At 71.6% G+C, this 16367-nt stretch carries 20 protein-coding genes; 10 read left to right on the top strand and 10 right to left on the bottom strand.

Annotation, left to right across the window (positions count from 1 at the left end; translation table 11 throughout):
- The first annotated feature begins 24 nt into the window (after positions 1–24).
- Both B9B60_RS02330 and B9B60_RS02325 read left to right on the top strand, forming a co-directional pair.
- On the top strand, positions 25–588 hold the full coding sequence (locus tag B9B60_RS02330; RefSeq protein ID WP_084449691.1) for a nucleosidase: 564 nt from the start codon (positions 25–27) through the stop codon (positions 586–588).
- Positions 589–641: 53 nt separating this feature from the next.
- Positions 642–1058, top strand: coding sequence for a tetratricopeptide repeat protein (locus B9B60_RS02325; RefSeq protein ID WP_084449690.1), 417 nt, complete (start codon positions 642–644; stop codon positions 1056–1058).
- A 121-nt stretch (positions 1059–1179) separates the two neighbouring features.
- On the opposite strand, the gene fumC is transcribed toward B9B60_RS02325, so the two are convergent.
- Positions 1180–2580, bottom strand: coding sequence for a class II fumarate hydratase (gene fumC, locus B9B60_RS02320; protein ID WP_084449689.1), 1401 nt, complete (start codon positions 2578–2580; stop codon positions 1180–1182).
- A 97-nt stretch (positions 2581–2677) separates the two neighbouring features.
- Between fumC and B9B60_RS02315 the strand changes: the two genes are divergently transcribed.
- Positions 2678–2887: a hypothetical protein gene (locus B9B60_RS02315; protein WP_084449688.1), complete on the top strand. Its 210-nt coding sequence runs from the start codon at positions 2678–2680 to the stop codon at positions 2885–2887.
- A gap of 9 nt (positions 2888–2896) precedes the next feature.
- Here the strand turns inward: B9B60_RS02315 and B9B60_RS02310 are convergent, their stop codons facing one another.
- Positions 2897–3472: an LOG family protein gene (locus B9B60_RS02310; protein ID WP_200811127.1), complete on the bottom strand. Its 576-nt coding sequence runs from the start codon at positions 3470–3472 to the stop codon at positions 2897–2899.
- A 9-nt stretch (positions 3473–3481) separates the two neighbouring features.
- Entirely contained in the window at positions 3482–3904 is a 423-nt protein-coding gene (locus B9B60_RS02305) for an SRPBCC family protein (RefSeq protein ID WP_084449687.1), read from the bottom strand.
- Positions 3905–3973: 69 nt separating this feature from the next.
- On the opposite strand from B9B60_RS02305, the gene B9B60_RS02300 reads away from it, so the two are divergent.
- The gene (locus B9B60_RS02300; RefSeq protein ID WP_084449686.1) at positions 3974–4849 is read left to right on the top strand and encodes an oxygenase MpaB family protein; all 876 of its coding nucleotides are present in this window, start codon (positions 3974–3976) and stop codon (positions 4847–4849) included.
- Between the two features lie 7 nt (positions 4850–4856).
- On the opposite strand, the gene B9B60_RS02295 is transcribed toward B9B60_RS02300, so the two are convergent.
- Positions 4857–5456 (bottom strand): TetR/AcrR family transcriptional regulator, encoded by a 600-nt coding sequence (locus B9B60_RS02295; protein ID WP_200811125.1) that lies wholly within the window; start codon positions 5454–5456, stop codon positions 4857–4859.
- An 89-nt stretch (positions 5457–5545) separates the two neighbouring features.
- Here B9B60_RS02295 and B9B60_RS02290 point away from each other — a divergent pair, with 89 nt between their 5' ends.
- Positions 5546–6727, top strand: coding sequence for a sterol desaturase family protein (locus B9B60_RS02290; protein ID WP_084449685.1), 1182 nt, complete (start codon positions 5546–5548; stop codon positions 6725–6727).
- Positions 6728–6776: 49 nt separating this feature from the next.
- On the opposite strand, the gene B9B60_RS02285 is transcribed toward B9B60_RS02290, so the two are convergent.
- From B9B60_RS02285 to B9B60_RS02265, 5 genes are all read right to left on the bottom strand, one after another.
- A complete protein-coding gene (locus tag B9B60_RS02285; protein WP_084449684.1) occupies positions 6777–7532 on the bottom strand; it encodes an iron ABC transporter ATP-binding protein in 756 nt (251 codons plus the stop codon).
- Positions 7529–8596, bottom strand: coding sequence for an iron chelate uptake ABC transporter family permease subunit (locus B9B60_RS02280; protein WP_200811123.1), 1068 nt, complete (start codon positions 8594–8596; stop codon positions 7529–7531). Before B9B60_RS02280 ends, B9B60_RS02285 begins: the two co-directional genes overlap by 4 nt.
- Positions 8589–9572, bottom strand: a complete 984-nt coding sequence (locus B9B60_RS02275; RefSeq protein ID WP_084449683.1) for an ABC transporter permease — start codon at positions 9570–9572, stop codon at positions 8589–8591. Before B9B60_RS02275 ends, B9B60_RS02280 begins: the two co-directional genes overlap by 8 nt.
- The gene (locus B9B60_RS02270) at positions 9569–10540 is read right to left on the bottom strand and encodes a siderophore ABC transporter substrate-binding protein (RefSeq protein ID WP_084449682.1); all 972 of its coding nucleotides are present in this window, start codon (positions 10538–10540) and stop codon (positions 9569–9571) included. The genes B9B60_RS02275 and B9B60_RS02270 overlap by 4 nt, the downstream gene beginning before the upstream one ends.
- 172 nt (positions 10541–10712) lie before the next feature.
- A complete protein-coding gene (locus tag B9B60_RS02265) occupies positions 10713–11546 on the bottom strand; it encodes a maleylpyruvate isomerase N-terminal domain-containing protein (protein ID WP_159451133.1) in 834 nt (277 codons plus the stop codon).
- Between the two features lie 69 nt (positions 11547–11615).
- Here B9B60_RS02265 and B9B60_RS02260 point away from each other — a divergent pair, with 69 nt between their 5' ends.
- From B9B60_RS02260 to B9B60_RS02245, 4 genes are all read left to right on the top strand, one after another.
- Positions 11616–12404: a PIG-L deacetylase family protein gene (locus tag B9B60_RS02260; protein WP_084449680.1), complete on the top strand. Its 789-nt coding sequence runs from the start codon at positions 11616–11618 to the stop codon at positions 12402–12404.
- A gap of 36 nt (positions 12405–12440) precedes the next feature.
- Positions 12441–12872: a hypothetical protein gene (locus B9B60_RS02255; protein ID WP_143445398.1), complete on the top strand. Its 432-nt coding sequence runs from the start codon at positions 12441–12443 to the stop codon at positions 12870–12872.
- A gap of 87 nt (positions 12873–12959) precedes the next feature.
- Entirely contained in the window at positions 12960–13142 is a 183-nt protein-coding gene (locus tag B9B60_RS02250) for a hypothetical protein (protein WP_084449678.1), read from the top strand.
- A gap of 75 nt (positions 13143–13217) precedes the next feature.
- Complete coding sequence (locus B9B60_RS02245; protein ID WP_084449677.1) at positions 13218–13742, top strand: ferritin; 525 nt, start codon at positions 13218–13220, stop codon at positions 13740–13742.
- A 16-nt stretch (positions 13743–13758) separates the two neighbouring features.
- Here B9B60_RS02245 and B9B60_RS02240 read toward each other — a convergent pair whose 3' ends face one another.
- Positions 13759–14412 carry an HAD-IA family hydrolase gene (locus B9B60_RS02240; protein ID WP_084449676.1) on the bottom strand — a complete coding sequence of 218 codons (654 nt, stop codon included), beginning with the start codon at positions 14410–14412 and terminating at the stop codon, positions 13759–13761.
- 99 nt (positions 14413–14511) lie between these two features.
- Between B9B60_RS02240 and B9B60_RS02235 the strand changes: the two genes are divergently transcribed.
- Positions 14512–16035: an SDR family NAD(P)-dependent oxidoreductase gene (locus B9B60_RS02235; RefSeq protein WP_084449675.1), complete on the top strand. Its 1524-nt coding sequence runs from the start codon at positions 14512–14514 to the stop codon at positions 16033–16035.
- Positions 16036–16367: the final 332 nt, after the last annotated feature.

The raw sequence follows: 16367 nt of genomic DNA, 5'->3' as shown, positions 1-16367 counted from the left end.
CGATACGACGGATACGGTGGCGCCATGCACCTGCTCGTCGTCGCCGCGATCCGGGCCGAGGCCGCCCACGTCCCCGAAGACCTCGAGGTCCTCGTCACCGGGGTCGGCAAGACCCTCGCGGCCGTGCAGGTCACCCGCGCGATCTGCGAGCACCCGCGCCGCGACGAGCTCGTCGTCGTCAACATCGGCACGGCCGGCGCCCTGCGCCCCGACGTCGCCGGACTGCACGAGATCGGGACCGTGCTCAACCACGACCTGTCGGCCGAGGCGATCCGGCAGCTCGGCCTCGACCCTCGCGAGCGGATCGAGCTGGACGCCGGCCGACCAACGGCGCTGGCGAGCGGCGACCTCTTCGTCACCAACCCGGCCGTGCGCGACGAGCTCGCCGCACGCGCCGACCTCGTCGACATGGAGGGCTACGCCATCGCTCTCGCGTGCACCGAGCTCGGCGTGCCCGTCCACCTGGTCAAGGTCGTGAGCGACAACGCCGACGAGACCGCGCACGACTGGTCCGCGGCCGTCGACGGTTGCGCCCGCGAGCTGGGCGCGTGGCTGGCGGACTTCGTCCGGCTCGATCGCGTGCGCTGAGCGTGCGACGGCCTGATGGGAATGGTTCTCACCCCGGCGGGGTTGAGGACGACATGACCACGACGACGCGCGAGCTGTACGGCTTCGAGCGCTACGAGCGCGCGAAGCACGCCTTCGACGATGCCCGCTACACCGATGCGGCGAGCGACCTCGAGGACTTCTTCACGGACCTCGCGGCCGCCCGCGCGGAGGGCGACGCCGACCCCGTCGGGCACGGCACCGCCGAGATCCACCTGCTGCTGGCGCGCTGCTACTTCCACTCCGCGCAGCTCGGGCGGGCCGAGGCCGCGGCCCGCGAGGTCATCGCCGAGGCTCCCGACGACGCCTACGCGCACCTGCTCCTCGGCCGCACCCTGCAGCGGGCCGGCCGGGCCGACGAGGCGCGCGGCCCCCTTCGCCTGGCGGAGCTGCTCGGAGGCTACGGCATCGCTGCCGGCCCGGCGGCCAAGGTCGCCGACGAGGGTTTCTGACCGGCCCGACGACTCCCGCCGCTGCTCAGCAAGAGAAACCTCCCCTTCGCAAGAGTTTGAAACCCTTGCGAAGGGGAGGTTTCTCGGGTGACCCGGAAATCCCGGGGCGGGTGAGGCGTCGTCAGGCGCTCGGGTGCGTCATGTCGGCCGGGACGACCCAGGCGTCGAAGTCCTCGCCGGAGATGTCACCGGAGGCGACGGCGGCCTCGCGCAGGCTCGTGCCCTCCTTGTGCGCCTTCTTGGCGATCGCCGCGGCCTTGTCGTAACCGATGTGGCGGTTGAGCGCGGTGACGAGCATGAGGTTGCGCGAGAGGTTCTCGTCGATCTTCTCGCGGACCGGCTCGATGCCGACGGCGCAGTTGGTGTCGAAGGAGACACAGGCGTCGGAGATCAGGCGGATCGACTCGATGACCGCGTGCGCCATGACCGGCTTGTAGACGTTCAGCTGGAAGTTGCCCTGGCTGCCGGCGAAACCGACCGTCGCGTCGTTGCCGAAGACCCGGGTGGCGACCATCGTCATCGCCTCGGCCTGGGTGGGGTTGACCTTGCCCGGCATGATCGACGAGCCCGGCTCGTTTTCCGGGATCGCCAGCTCGCCGATGCCGTTGCGCGGGCCGGAGGCGTACCAGCGCACGTCGTTGGCGATCTTCATCAGGGCGCCGGCGAGGGTCCGAAGGGAGCCGCTCACCTCGACGAGCGCGTCGTGCGCCGAGAGGCTGGCGAAGAGGTTGGGGGCCTGGACGAAGTCGTAGCCGGCCTCGTCGCTGATCTTGGCCGCGCAGAGCTTGCCGAAGTCGGGGTGGGCGTTGAGGCCCGTGCCGACCGCGGTGCCACCGATGGCCAGCTCGCGGGCGCGCTCGTCGGCGTGCTTGACCGCGTCCAGGGCGAAGTCGATCTGGGCGACCCAGCCGTCGATGACCTGGCCGAGGGTCACCGGGGTGGCGTCCTGCAGGTGAGTGCGGCCGACCATGACGATGTCGGCGAACTCCTTGGCCTTGGCGGCCAGGGTCTCGCGCAGCTGCGTGACGGACGGGTAGAGACGCTCGTTGAGGTCGAGGACGATCGCGATGTGCATCGCCGTGGGGAAGGTGTCGTTGCTCGACTGGCCGCGGTTGACGTGGTCGTTGGGGTGGACCGGGGTCTTGGAGCCCATCTCGCCGCCGGCGATCTCGATGCCGCGGTTGGAGATGACCTCGTTGGAGTTCATGTTGGACTGCGTGCCCGAGCCGGTCTGGAAGACGACGAGCGGGAAGTGCTCGTCGAGGTCGCCCGCGATGACCTCGTCGGCCGCCTGCGCCACGAGGTCGGCGACGTCCTGCGGCAGCTCGCCGAGCTCGGCGTTGGCCAGGGCGGCGGACTTCTTGAGGATGCCGAGGGCGCGGATCATCGAGCGGCCCCAGACGAAGGTGTCGCGACCGATGTCGAAGTTGCCGAGCGAGCGCTGCGTCTGCGCGCCCCAGTACTTGTCCGCGGCCACCTCGATGGTGCCCATGCTGTCCTTCTCCGCACGCGTCTGAGTCATGGGGACAACGCTACTCGGCGGCGGACGACGGCCCGTGCAATACCCCGGAAACATCCGCGCAGCAGGCTGGAAATCCTTGCGGCGCACCATCTCTCGCATGCAGCGCCACACCCGCACCGTCCGCCGCCTGACCGCCCCCGAGCTCACCCGCCCCGCGCAGGGTCCGCGCATCGTCGCCTACCGGTGCGGTGTGCACGAGACCTTCCGGATCCTGTGGCCGGAGGTGGACGCACCCCTGGTCCACCCGTGCCCCGAGTGCGCGGGATCCTCCCTTCGCCTCATCGGGATCCGCCCCGACGCCGCCTGACGAAGGGGGTCAGGTCACCGGCCGCAGCATCCGGTTGCCGGTGCCGCGCGCCTCGAGGCCGGCGAGCGCTGCATCGAGGTCGGGCGCGACGACGACGTCGTCGAGGCTCGCCTGCGACATGAAGCCGGCCTGCGAGATGCCGCGAAGGGAGTCGAGCAGCGGGGTCCAGAAGCCGTCGGCGTCGAGGAAGCCGACCGGCTTGTCGAGCAGGCCGATCTGCCGCCAGGTCCACACCTCGAAGACCTCCTCGAGCGTGCCCATGCCGCCGGGCAGCGCGAGGAAGGCGCTCGTCAGGTCCGCCATGAGCGCCTTGCGCTCGTGCATCGTCTCGACGACGTGGACCTCGGTGAGGTCCTCGCGACCCCACTCCCGCTCGATCATGAAGGAGGGGATGACGCCGACGACCTCGCCCCCTTCGTCGAGCGCGCCCTGGGCCACGGCGCCCATGAGGCCACCGCCGCCCGCGCCGTAGACCACGCCGATGCCGCGCCCCGCGAGGTCGGACCCGACCGCGTGCGCCAGCTCGACCCACCTGGGGTCGTTGCCGGGGGTGGAGCCGCAGAAGCAGGTCAGTCGCTCGATCACCCGTCGACCCTATGCGCGTCCGGACGGCAGGGGCCCACCCGCGACGAGGCGTCGCAGCGCCATCCGCGCGATCGGCGCGTAGGCGAGCGCGAGCGGTTGCGGCGCCGCGATCTCGACCCACGCGCTGCTCCCCCTTCGCCCCGGGTCGACGCCGTGCCGCATCCGGACCCGGACCGGGTCCACCCCGGGCATCCAGGCCCAGCGCAGGGCCTCGTCGTCGACGACCTCCACGACGAAGGGGACACGGAGCCCGAGTGGGCCGCGCACGACGCCGGCGCCACCGGCGACGACCCGACCCGGCGGGTGGTCGACCCCCCGGATCTGCGGCGCCCAGGCGGACCACAGCGAGGGCGTCGTGTACCGGCGCCAGACCTCGTCGACGGGCGCTGACCCGTCCGCGCTGACGCGAAGGGGACCGCCCCTCCCGCTCATCGTCCGCCGCCCGTGCGAGTGCCCATGCGCCGACCCTACGGCCGACCACGGCGACCTTAGACTGGTCTGGTGGCCCCGGATCCCCGTACCCTCGCCGCGCGGACGCTCGGCACCGCGCAGCGGCGCTTGGCGACGGCCCTGCGCAGTCGCGTCGCGGGCCCCGACGCGCACGAGGCCGCGACGCGCATCTGGGAGACCCCGGGGCCGCGCTGGTTCGTGCGCGAGGACCCGATCTGGCGGGTCCACGAGGACGCGTCCATGTTCACCGGCGGGGTCGCCGCCCTGCTCCTGCAGTCGCTGCACCCCTCGGCGATGGCGGGGGTCGCCGGGCACAGCGGCTTCCGCGGCGACCCGTGGGGCCGACTGCAGCGCACGAGCCACTACATCGCGACGACCACCTACGGCACGATCGAGCACGCCGAGGAGGCCGTCGACGTGGTGCGGGCGGTGCACGCGCGGGTGCGCGGCACGAGCGACCTGGGCGTATCGTACGCCGCGGACGACCCGCACCTGCTGCGCTGGGTGCACGTGGCCGAGGTGTGGTGCTTCCTGCGCGCCCACCAGCTCTTCGGCCAGCGGCCGCTGACGCCCGACGAGGCCGACACCTACGTCGCCCAGACCGCGGTCCCGGCGCAGCGCCTCGGCGCGCGTGACCTGCCGATGACGGTCGCGCAGCTCGAGGCCGCCCTCGCGGAGCACCGCGCCGAGCTCGTCGTGACCGAGGCGGCCAGGGACGCGGCGACCTTCCTGCTGCGCGAGCCCCCGCTCCCCGCCGCCGCACGACCCGGCTACGCCCTCATCGCGGCCGGCGCGCTCTCCGTCCTGCCGCCCTGGGCGGGCGAGATGCTCGACCTGCCGGCCACGAGCGGCGTCGGACGCGTCCTCGCCCGCGCGGTCGGCCACACCTCCACCCGGCTCGTCCGGTGGGGCATGGCCGGGAGCTGACCGGGGCTCACCCCCGCAGCGTGACCACGGCCAGCAGGCGGGTGAGCCGCTGCGCCATCTGCTCCGCGGTGTGGTCCTCGTGCTCCTGCCACCAGGCGACCGCGGCCTCGACGATCGACTCCCAGATGTGGTCGAGCAGGTCGTGGTCGAGCGGGTCGGCGAGCCCGGCCGCCTCGAGGACGTCGCGGGTGCCGACGGTCCCCATCGAGTGCAGCTGTGCGCGGTAGCCCTGTGCCAGCTCGGCAGCCGCCGACCCCTCGGGCAGGGTCTCGTCCTTGACGAGCGCCCACGCATAGCGGTGCTCGGCCATCGCCGAGAAGATCGCGGTGAAGGTGTCGAGGGCGCGCTCACCGGGATCGGTCGCCGTCTGGGCCTGGGCGATCGTGGCGACGAGGCGCGGTCCGACCTCCTCGAGGCAGGCCTGCGCGAGGTCGGCCTTGGACCCGAAGACGTTGTGCACCATGGCCTTCGAGACACCGGCGCGCGCGGCGACGTCGGCCATCGAGGCGCGGGCATAGCCCTGGCTTCCCAGCTCCTCGACGGCCTCGTGCACGAGCTGCTGCCTGCGCTCGGCGCGGGCCACGCCCTTCGTCCCGATGCCACTCACGGGTGCCTCCTCTGTGACGGGCCACATCTTGTCAGGCACGACAACTGACTCTATGGTCAGTTGAGCTCGTCCCCGGCAAAGGAGCCCCCATGGCACGCCCTGACCTGACCGTCCTCGCGATCCCTGCCTTCGTGGGCGCCATGGGTGCGGAGTACTGGTGGATGCACCACAAGCGCCCGGCCGCACCCGACGAGGACCGGCCAGGGGACTACGAGCTCAACGACACCATCGCCAGCCTCAGCATGGGGATCGGCAGTCTCATCGCCCCCTTCGTCACGGGACCGCTCGTGCGTCGTCTGGCGCCCGGGACCACGCGGGCGGGCACCGCGCTCATGGCCGTCGGCGCCGCGGCGGCCGTCGTGACGACCGTCGGCGACGTGCTGCGCCAGCGCCGCGCCCACGGGGGCGAGCTGCCCGAGGCCGGAACCCTCCCCTCGGACGCCCCGCAGCCGACGACCGTCCGCTCGCGCGTCGACGCCCTCGGCCTGCTCACCTCGGGCTCCGCCGTCGCCGCCGTCGGCTCGACCGCGGTCGCCGCGGCCTCGGTGTGGGCGCTGCAGACCTCCGCGACGCGGCTCGCCGCGATCAGTCCCTTCCGCCAGCGCACGGGGGCCGTCCCCTACCTGCTCGCCATCGCCGGCTGGGACTTCATCTACTACTGGAACCACCGCACGGCCCACGAGTCGCGCTGGATGTGGGCTGTGCACGTCGTCCACCACAGCAGCGAGCGCTACAACCTCTCGACGGCGCTGAGGCAGCCGGTCGCCGACGGCTTCACCCTGTCGGCGCCCTATGGGGTGCTCGCGCTCCTCGGGATCCCGCCGCGCTACATCGAGGACGCACGGGCGCTCAACCTCATCTACCAGTTCTGGATCCACACCGAGGCGGTCCGCTCGATCGGGTGGCTCGAGAAGGTGCTCAACACCCCCAGCCACCACCGCGCCCACCACGGCAGCCAGCGGCAGTACCTCGACATCAACCACGGCTCGATCCTCATCCTCTGGGACAAGCTCTTCGGCACCTTCGAGCCGGAGGACGAGCGGGTGCGCTACGGCCTGACCCGCAACATCGACACCTTCAACCCCGCCGTCATCGCCACCCACGAGTGGCGCGACATCGCCAAGGACATCGCGACGGCGCCGACCTGGTCGGACCGCTTCGGCTTCCTCCTGCACGGTCCCGGGTGGGCCTACGAGCGAAGGGAGCAGCTCGCCCCGCCGTCGGGTGCCCCGGTCGCCGCCGAGCACGTCTCGGAGCCGGTCGCGGGCTGAGTCCGGCGGGCCGGGCCTCGAGGCTCGGCGCTCGCACCTCCACCGACGGTCAGTAGTACACGGCGAGCGGGCCGCGGGGTCCGTCGACCACCTGCACCTCGGTCTCGAAGACCCTGGTGAGCACCTCGTCGGTCATGATCTGCTCCGGCGGGCCGAACTCGACGACCCGCCCGTCCTTGACCGCGCAGATCCGGTCGGCGTAGTGGCCGGCGAAGTTGATGTCGTGGAGCACGACGATGATCGTGCGGCCGAGCTCGGTGGCTGCCCGGCGCAGGTGCCGCATCATGTGCACCGAGTGCTGCATGTCGAGGTTGTTGAGCGGCTCGTCGAGCAGCAGGTAGTCCGTGTCCTGGGCGAGCACCATGGCGACGTAGGCCCGCTGGCGCTGCCCACCGGACAGCTGGTCGAGGTAGCGCCCCTCGAGCGCGGTGAGGTCGAGGAAGTCGATCGACCGGGAGATGACCTCCTCGTCCTCGACGGTCAGCCGACCCTGCGAGTACGGGAAGCGCCCGAAGCCGACGAGCTGGCGGACGGTGAGCCGGGTGATGAAGTGGTTTTCCTGCCGCAGGATCGAGACGATCTTCGCCAGGTCCTTCGACTTCGTGCTGGCGACGTCGTAGCCCGCGATCTCGATGGCACCCTCGTCGATGTCGAGGAGCCGTCCGATCATCGTCAGCAGCGTCGACTTGCCGGCCCCGTTGGGCCCGACGAGTGCCGTGACACCGCCGGCCGGGATCTCGAGGTCGACCGGCCCGATCGTCACCTCGTCGCCGTAGCTCTTACCGACGTCGGTCAGGGTGATCACAGGCGCCCCTTCTTGAGGATGACGAGGAGGAAGACCGAGCCGCCCACGAGCTCGATGATGATCGACACCACGCCCTGTGCGTAGAAGACGTGCTTCATCACGACGTAGGCGCCGCAGAGCACGACGAAGCCGGTGAGCACCGCGACCGGGAAGACCCGCCGGTGGTCGTGGGTGTCGGCGAACTGGTAGGCGAGCGTCGCGACGAGGAACCCGAGGAAGGTCATCGGCCCGACGAGCGCGGTCGAGACGGCCATGAGCACCGAGACGAGGAAGAGCGTCGCCATGAGCTCGCGCCGGTGGTCGAGGCCGAGGTTGGTCGCCGCGTCGCGGCCGAGGGCGACGACGTTGAGACGCCGAGAGCGCCACCACAGCAGCCCGGCCGCAGCCAGGCACAGCGGGATCGCGATGGGGAAGTACATCGGGTCGGCGTTGGTCATGGAGCCGAACATCCGTGCGGTGAGCACGTCGAACTCGCTCGGCGTGAGCATCCGCCGCATGAAGGAGGAGACCGACGCGAGCCCACCGCCGATGACGATGCCGATGAGCAGCATGATCTGCACGTTGGCGTAGCGCCCCGACAGCAGCCACCCGTAGAGCGCCAGCGAGAGCCCGACCATGAGCGCGATCTGCAGGACGAACTGCGGCAGCCCGGTGAGCATGCCGAGCCCGGACACGCCGAGGAAGTACACGGCCGCGGTCTGCACGGCGACGTAGAGCGACTCGAAGCCCATGATCGACGGCGTGATGATCCGGTTGTTGGTCACCGTCTGGAAGCTCACCGTCGCCATCGCCTGGCAGACCGCGACGACCGCCATCGCGACGAGCGAGCTGCCCCGCATCTGCGCGACGAGCCAGAACCCTTCGCTGCCGACCGGCATCGGGTTGTCCACCGCGAGGTGGGCGAAGCCCAGGCCGACGGTCAGCACGAGCAGGCCGACGAGCACGACCCGGTAGCGCCGGCGGGAGCGGGCGGTGGGAAGGGGGCCGGACTCGCGTGCTCCGCCGGTCGCCACGGGGGCGGTGACCGGCGGGGTGGTGCGCGGCTGCGCGGGTGCCTCAGCCACGACGACGCTGCCGCAGGAGGAGGGCGATGAAGACGACTGCGCCGACGACGCCGAGGATGAGCGAGACGGGCACCTCGAAGGGGGCGATGATCGTGCGCCCGACGAGGTCGCAGACGGTGACGATGGCGATGCCGAGCAGGCAGACCCACGGCAGGTTGCTGCGCAGGTCGTCGCCGCGCCACATCGAGATGATGTTGGGGACGACGAGCCCGAGGAAGGGCAGGTTGCCGACGACGACCGTGACGACCCCGGTCGCGACGGCGACGAGGACTGTGCCGATGAGGACGACCTGGTTGTAGTTGAGCCCGACATTCGTCGAGATCTCCTCGCCGAGGCCGGCGACGGTGAAGCGGTCCGCGACGACGAAGATCGCGATCGCGACGAGGGCGACGATCCACAGCACCTCGTACTGGCCGCGCAGGACCGAGGTGAAGCTGCCGGCGAACCAGATCCCGAGGTTCTGCAGCATGTCGGTCTGCAGCGCGATGAAGGTCGAGACGGACCCGACGACGGCGCCGAGCATGATCCCCACGATCGGGACGATGAGCGAGGACCGGAGGGTCACCCTTCGCAGGAAGAGGAAGAAGACCATCGTGCCGATGAAGGCCGCGATGATCGCCCCGATCATCCGCTCGAGGAGGCTGGCCCCGGGGAAGAGGATCATCACGGCGAGCAGGCCCAGGCCCGCCCACTCGGTCGTGCCGGTCGTCGTCGGCTCGACGAAGCGGTTCTGCGTCAGCAGCTGCATGACCAGGCCCGACATCGCCATCGCGGCGCCGGCGAGGACGAGGGCGACGGTCCGCGGGATGCGGGTGATGGCGAACATCTCGCCGCCCCGGTCGCCGTCGAAGATGTCGTACACCCCGGTGAGCAGCGACACGACGAGGAGCCCGCCCACGGCGAGGATGCCGAGGACGAGCTTCGCGTCGAGGAGGCGCCCCTTGGAGGCGACGCGTTCAGCCGTGGTCGTGCTCAGCTCTGCTCCTCCAGCGCATCAGCGAAGGCCGAGAAGATCTCGGTGTAGGTCTGGATGCCCTCGTTGGTGTAGGTGTCCGCAGGGGCGAAGACGACCTGCCCCTCCTTGACCGCGGTGACGTCCTGGAGCGCCTCGGAGTCCTCGATGAGCTGCTTGGCGGGCGTGTAGCCCTCCTCGTCGGCGGCGACGGCCGCGTCCCGGTCGAGGACGAGGATCCAGTCGGGGTCGGCCTTGGCGATCGCCTCGACGGACACCTCGTCACCCTGGTGGTCGTCGCTCGCGCCCTCGACCTCGAGGGCCGGCTCGAGATCGAAGAGGTCGAAGACCGGGCCGAAGGTCTGGCCGACGGTCGGCGCGATGTAGCCGAGCTCTCCGCCGGAGGTGTTGATCGCCATGACCGTGTCGCCGGGCTCGTAGGCCTGCTTCACGCGGGCGACCTGCGCGTCGAGGTCCTCGCCGAGGGTCTTGGCCTCGTCCTGCTTGCCGAAGACCTCGCCGAGCACCTCGGTCTGCCGCTTGAGCTCGGTGTCGAGCGGCTCGCCCTCGCGCGGGTCGAGGTTGAGGAAGGCTGCGTCCGGGGCGAGCTCCTTGAGCTTGTCCTCGTGCTGGGTGAAGCGCTGGCCGTTGATGACGAGGTCGGGCTTCGCGGCGACGATGGCCTCGAGGTCGGGCTCGCGGTGGGTGCCGAGGTCGACGAGATCCTTGTCCTTGGTGTAGGAGATCGTCTCGGGCATCAGGCTCACCGCGGCGGCGGAGAGCTCGACGTCCCAGTCGGCGAGGGTCTCGAAGGTCCGGTTGTCGGTCGCGACGACGGAGCTCGGCTCCTGCGGCACCTGCTGGGTGCCGTTGTTGTCCTCGACCGCGACGGTCGGGCCTGACGCGGAGTCGGAGTCGGACGATCCGCCGCAGGCGGACAGGGCGAGGGCGAGACCGCTGGCGAGAGCCAGCGAACGGGTGCGGCTGAGCACGATGAGGTCCTTTGCGAAGGGAGGGACCGCGCCGGGTGGGCACCTCGCCGCGGGTTGCCTAAGGATAGCCTCACCAACCTTGGTCACCGCAAGCGGGTCCCGTCCTGCGGAACGGCGGGCCGGCCCCCTTTGCCCTCGCCGGACGGCGGAGCCGGTGCGGCCGACCCGGGAATCAGTCGATCGACTGGCCGAGCACGCCGAGCAGCCGGTCGAGCAGAGCCTTGTCCCCCTCCATCTCGACCGGGTGGGCCGGCCCGCGGTGCCACAGCCACAGGTCGAGAGCCGCGGCGTCGGCGGTGATCGTCACGTCGGCCTCGGCATGCCCGTGGACGGAGCGGTCGAGCACCTGCAGCTCGGTCTGGTCGATCTCGTCACCGGTGCGCGGGTTGCGGCCAGTCACCCGGCCGAGGCCGACAAGGACGCGGTGGCCGGTGTCGGCCGCGTGGACGAGGACCCGCGACCCATCGTGCTCCCAGCCGGCCCAGCCGGGGAGGTTGCCGTACATCCACTCGAGGCACTCGAGCACGCCGTCGCTCGCGAGCTGCGGGTCGAGCGGTGTGACCGCCCCGACGGTCAGCTCGGCGTCGACGCGGTGGATCAGCGCCTCGTGCGCCTGACGCCGGACGGTGAAGCCGACCGTGTGCAGCGCCGGGTCACCGATCCACGACCACGCGGCGTCGGCCGGGTCGGCATTGCGCAGGCCGAGCATGAGCTGCTCGTGGGCGTGGTCGAGGTGCCGGATCAGACCGGCCCGGTCGGCGGGCCGCTCCGGCTCCTCGTAGACCTCCGGCACCTCGGGCCGGCGGGCGATGACCCAGGCCCAGAAGTCCTGCACCTCTCCCCCGACATGCCACAGCAGGTCGTCGGCGCTCCAGTCGGGGCAGGTCGGCACCCGCAGCCCCGGGTCGGCGTCGGCGAGGCACTCGCGGAAGCGGCGGGTCTCGCGCTCGATCGCGGCGAGGTAGGTGTCCACGGGGAGCCATGCGGCCGGCGGGTGAGGGGTCATGGGTGGAGACTTCCCCCCTTCGCCCGCCTCGGCAACCGAGTTGTCGGTGCGCCGGTGCACGATGTCCTCGTGACGACCACCGTCTTCTTCCACGCCCATCCCGACGACGAGGCCAGCGGGACCTCCGGGTCGATGGCCCTCACCTCCCGCGCCGGCGGCCGGGTGGTCGTCGTCTACGCGACCGGCGGCGAGCACGGGACCGTCCCCGACGACCTGGGCGAAGGGAGGACCCTCGCCGACCACCGTCGGCAGGAGGCCGAGGCCTCGGCCGCCGTCACGGGTACCGCCCGCGTCGCCTGGCTCGGCTACGTCGACTCCGGCATGACCGGCTGGGAGCACAACGCCTGGGACGGGTCCTTCCACGGTGCCGAGCTCGACGAGGCCGCCGGCCGCCTGGCCGCGATCCTCGACGAGGAGGACGCGGACGTCCTCGTCGGCTACGACTGGCACGGCGGCTACGGCCACCCCGACCACGTCAAGGTGCACCACGTCGCCCACCGCGCGGCCGAGCTGGCGGCCCGCCGTCCCCGCGTGCTCGAGAACACGATAAACCGCGACCGGATGCGCGAGCAGATCGAGGCGGCCAAGGCGGTGGGCATCGACCCAGGCTTCTCCCCCGACGACCCGATGGACGACGGCAACCCGATGGGCCTGCCGCAGAGCGAGATCCACCACGCCGTCGATGTCACCGAGGTCATCGACGTCAAGCGCGCGGCCCTCGCCTGCCACGCCTCGCAGGGTGACGTGCAGGAGATGCTGCAGATGCCGCGCGAGATCTTCGCCGCGGCCTTCGGCGTCGAGTACTACGCCGAGCCGGGCCGCCCCGAGGGGATGGTCAGCGCGCTCCCCTTCGTCTGAGCGGGCACCATGGAGAGACCGGGAGGTGTTGTCGTGATGACTGGTCGTGGACTCGTCGGTCCGCCACGCGCGGGCCGGGCGCTGGCCGGCGCCGCCCTCCTCCTCACACTGGGGGCCTGCGCGCAGGACCCGACCGACCCCGCATCGTCCACCCCGACCTCGAACCCGACCACGGAGACCTCGATGACGAGCACGACGCCCCCTTCGGACCGGCAGGATGCGGCGGCCGCAGACCTGGCGAAGCGTCTGGCCATCGACCCGGCCGACGTCGAGCTGGTGTCACAGGACGTGGTGACCTGGCGCGACAGCAGCCTCGGCTGCCCGGAGCCAGGGCGGGTCTACGGCCAGACCCTCGTCGAGGGACACCGGATGGTGCTGCGAGCGCAGGCCCGCGAGTACACGTACCACTCGGGTGGGAGCACGGCGCCCTTACTCTGCGAGGACCCGCAGGAGCCCGCCACCTCCTAGCCCCGGGGGGAAGGGGGATCCGCCGGCGGTTCCCGAGGAGCGAACGGAGGGTAGGCGAGCCTCACCTGCATGGCCTAGCGTGCCGCCATGGGCAAGAAGGTCAAGATCGGGAAGATCAAGGTCAAGGAGAAGTGCTGCGTCAGCGAGAAGCGCTGCAGCTCCTGCCCGATCCGCCTGCTCAAGGAGGGTCGCCTGCCCGACGGCTATGCGGTCCACAAGCGCCGGCTCGTCACCGCCAAGGCCAAGGACAAGCTGCGCAAGGCCGCCTGAGCGGCACGCAGACGGACACGAAGGGTCGGCTGTCCTTGCTGGCGGCGGCCCCGACGGGCCGCCTATTTTTCGGGCATGACCGCCTCGCCCTTCGCCGCCCAGCTCACCACCCAGATCGGTGAGGAGTTCGCCGCCCACCAGCAGTACCTGGCCGTCGCGGCCCACTACGAGTCGCTGACCCTGCCCCAGCTCGCGGGATTCTTCTACCGGCAGGCGGCCGAGGAGAGCGGCCACGCGAAGATGATGATCCAGTACCTGCTCGACACCGACCAGCCGGTGCACCTGCCGGCGATCGCCGCACCGGTCAGCGCCTTCGAGGGGATCGTCCCGCCGGTCGAGCTGGCCGTCGAGCAGGAGAAGCGGGTCACCGAGCAGATCCACGCGCTGACGCGCACTGCCCGCGAGGACAACGACTTCGCGGCCGAGCAGTTCATGCAGTGGTTCATCAAGGAGCAGGTCGAGGAGGTCGCCACGATGCAGGACCTGCTCGCCGTGGTCCGCCGCAGCGAGGACGACCTCAACGCCATCGAGGCCTACGTCGAGCGCGACCTCGCCGCGACCGGCCCCGACGCGGCCGCTCCCAAGCAGGCCGGCGCCTGATCCCCCTTCGCCCCGGTCAGGGCTGACGCGGGCGCACCCGCACCCGCCCGTCGACCACCTCGAAGACCACGGCGGCGAGCGACGACACGACGAGGTCGGCGTCGCAGAGCTCCTCGGCGGTGCTCGTCGTCGTCACCGCGAGCACCGCGCAGCCCGCGGCCCGCGCCGCGACGATCCCGCTCGGGGCGTCCTCGCAGACCAGGCAGTCCGTCGGGTCGACGCCGAGCCGCTGGGCGGCGAGGAGGAAGGGGTCGGGGTGGGGCTTGCCCCGCTCGACGTCGTCGAAGGTCACGACCTGCGCGATGCCGATGCCCGCTGCCGCCAGCCGGACCCGGGCCAGCTCACGCGTGGCCGAGGTGACGACCGCGGCGGGTGCGTCGCCGATCGCCGCGATGGCGTCGAGCACGCCGGGCAGGGCGACGACGTCCTCGACGTCGTCGACCTCGAGCTGCTCGATCCGCGCGAAGGCCTGCTGCGGGTCCAGGTGCGGCGCGACCGACGCGATGATCGCCGGTGCCGGCATCCCGTGGTGGCCGACGAGCGTCCGCGGGTCGATGTCGTGCTCCTGCGCCCAAGTCACCCACGAGCGGGTGACCGAACCCGTCGAGTCGACGAGGGTGCCGTCGTTGTCGAAGAGGACGGCGGCGAAGGTGCGATCGGCCAGGCTCATGCCCCGACCATAGGGCGCGTCACCCCCGTCCCCGCTCCGCCTCCGGACGAAGGGAGACGCCCGCGGTGGCCAGTCCCGGGCGACGTATCCTCGGGGCTCGTGACTGATCTCCCCGACCCGCCCGGCACCGAAGGCGTCGACCCCGATGACCTGGCGACCACCCTGCGGGTCCTCGGGATGCTCCATGAGCTGCCGGCCGGCCACGAGGACATCGCGACGGTCAAGCGGGCCGCGGGCACGATGTACAACCGGGTCAAGAAGGCCCGCCGCCGCGAGGCCCGGCAGGCCGAGCGCGGGCCCAAGGTGGCACACGACCAGGCGATCCTCGACCAGACCGCGACCGGGTCGCCGATGCGCATCGACGACGAGACGAAGGGGATCCCCCTCGCCGCGTCGAGCGAGAGCCGGTTCGTCGGCGAGCTGCCGATCCCCCGCGGCTGCTACATCTGCCACGCCGACTACACGCTCGTCGACGCCTTTTACCACTGGCTGTGCCCGGACTGCGCGGCGATGAGCCACGCGCGGCGCGACCAGGGCACCGACCTGCGCGGGCGCCGGGCGCTGCTCACCGGCGGCCGGGCCAAGATCGGCATGTACATCGCGCTGCGGCTGCTGCGCGACGGCGCCGACCTGACGATCACCACGCGCTTCCCCCGTGACGCCGCGCGGCGCTTCGCCGAGCTCGCCGACTCGCCCGAGTGGATCGACCGGCTGACGATCGTCGGCATCGACCTGCGCGACCCGACCCAGGTCGTCGCGCTCACCGACGAGGTGGCGGCCGCCGGGCCGCTCGACATCCTCGTCAACAACGCCTGCCAGACGGTGCGGCGCTCCCCGGGCGCCTACAGCCAGCTCGTCGACGGCGAGTCGCGGCCCCTCGAGATCGACGGGCCGACGCCGACGATGATCTCCTTCGACCGGGTGAGCGAGGCGCACCCCGCGGCGCTGGTCAGCTCGCTCGGCGAGCACCCGGTGCCGCACGCGGACGCCGCGGCCGTGCGGTCGGCCGCCGACCTCACCCGCCTCGCCCTCACCGCCGGCAGCGCCAGCCTCGAGGCACACCTTGCCGGCACGGCCGTCGACGCCGGAGGGCTGCTGCCCGACGTCGTGACGACCAACTCGTGGAAGCAGACCGTCGACGAGGTCGACCCGCTCGAGCTGCTCGAGGTGCAGATGTGCAACTCGGTCGCGCCCTTCCTCCTCGTATCGCGGCTGCGGCCGGTCATGCGGGCCGCGGTCGAGCGACACCGCGAGGTCGTCGGGGACCGCGCCCGCGCCTACGTCGTCAACGTCTCGGCGATGGAGGGCCAGTTCTCGCGCCGCTACAAGGGCGCCGGCCACCCGCACACCAACATGGCCAAGGCCGCGCTCAACATGCTCACCCGCACCTCGTCGGGCGAGATGTTCGACACCGACCGGATCCTCATGACGGCCGTCGACACCGGCTGGATCACCGACGAGCGCCCGCACCACGAAAAGCTCGACATCGCCGCCCAGGGCTGGCACGCCCCGCTCGACCTCGTCGACGGCGCCGCCCGCGTCTACGACCCGATCGTGCGCGGCGAGCGCGGCGAGGACCTCTACGGCGTCTTCCTGAAGAACTTCGAGCCCTACGCCTGGTGAGCCCACGCTCGTCGAGGTGCGACGAGCGCAGCGAGGAGCCTCGAGACGCTGGCGAAGGAGAAGAGGTTTCGAGGCTCGCTGGCGCTCGCACCTCGACCAGCGGGGGCAGCTGGCAGCGGAGCGGACGGCGAGGAGGGTTGGCGTGGCGTCAAGCCGAAGTCGCGAACGACAAGGCGACCACACGACGACGAAGGACTTCGGCAGCGCGCCAACCCTCCTCGCCGGGAGCGGCCCTTCGGCGGGCGCAGGCGTCTCCCCTTCGTCCGGAGGCGGGGTCTCGAGGCTCGTCGCAGAGCTCCTCACACCTCGACCAACGTGTGGGGAGTCCCGGG

Source organism: Janibacter indicus (assembly GCF_900176385.1).
Taxonomy (GTDB): Bacteria; Actinomycetota; Actinomycetes; order Actinomycetales; family Dermatophilaceae; genus Janibacter; species Janibacter indicus.
Note: the sequence above shows the minus strand (reverse complement) of the source record. Positions and strands in the feature narration are given on the sequence as shown.

Bases quoted from the DNA above. Each gene is read 5' to 3' on its own strand.
- B9B60_RS02290 (WP_084449685.1), top strand. From the start codon at position 5,546: ATGGCACGCCCTGACCTGACCGTCCTCGCGATCCCTGCCTTCGTGGGC.
- B9B60_RS02315 (WP_084449688.1), top strand. From the start codon at position 2,678: ATGCAGCGCCACACCCGCACCGTCCGCCGCCTGACCGCCCCCGAGCTC.
- B9B60_RS02255 (WP_143445398.1), top strand. From the start codon at position 12,441: ATGACTGGTCGTGGACTCGTCGGTCCGCCACGCGCGGGCCGGGCGCTG.
- B9B60_RS02265 (WP_159451133.1), bottom strand. From the start codon at position 11,546: ATGACCCCTCACCCGCCGGCCGCATGGCTCCCCGTGGACACCTACCTC.
- B9B60_RS02330 (WP_084449691.1), top strand. From the start codon at position 25: ATGCACCTGCTCGTCGTCGCCGCGATCCGGGCCGAGGCCGCCCACGTC.
- B9B60_RS02325 (WP_084449690.1), top strand. From the start codon at position 642: ATGACCACGACGACGCGCGAGCTGTACGGCTTCGAGCGCTACGAGCGC.
- B9B60_RS02250 (WP_084449678.1), top strand. From the start codon at position 12,960: ATGGGCAAGAAGGTCAAGATCGGGAAGATCAAGGTCAAGGAGAAGTGC.
- B9B60_RS02245 (WP_084449677.1), top strand. From the start codon at position 13,218: ATGACCGCCTCGCCCTTCGCCGCCCAGCTCACCACCCAGATCGGTGAG.
- B9B60_RS02240 (WP_084449676.1), bottom strand. From the start codon at position 14,412: ATGAGCCTGGCCGATCGCACCTTCGCCGCCGTCCTCTTCGACAACGAC.
- B9B60_RS02305 (WP_084449687.1), bottom strand. From the start codon at position 3,904: ATGAGCGGGAGGGGCGGTCCCCTTCGCGTCAGCGCGGACGGGTCAGCG.
- fumC (WP_084449689.1), bottom strand. From the start codon at position 2,580: ATGACTCAGACGCGTGCGGAGAAGGACAGCATGGGCACCATCGAGGTG.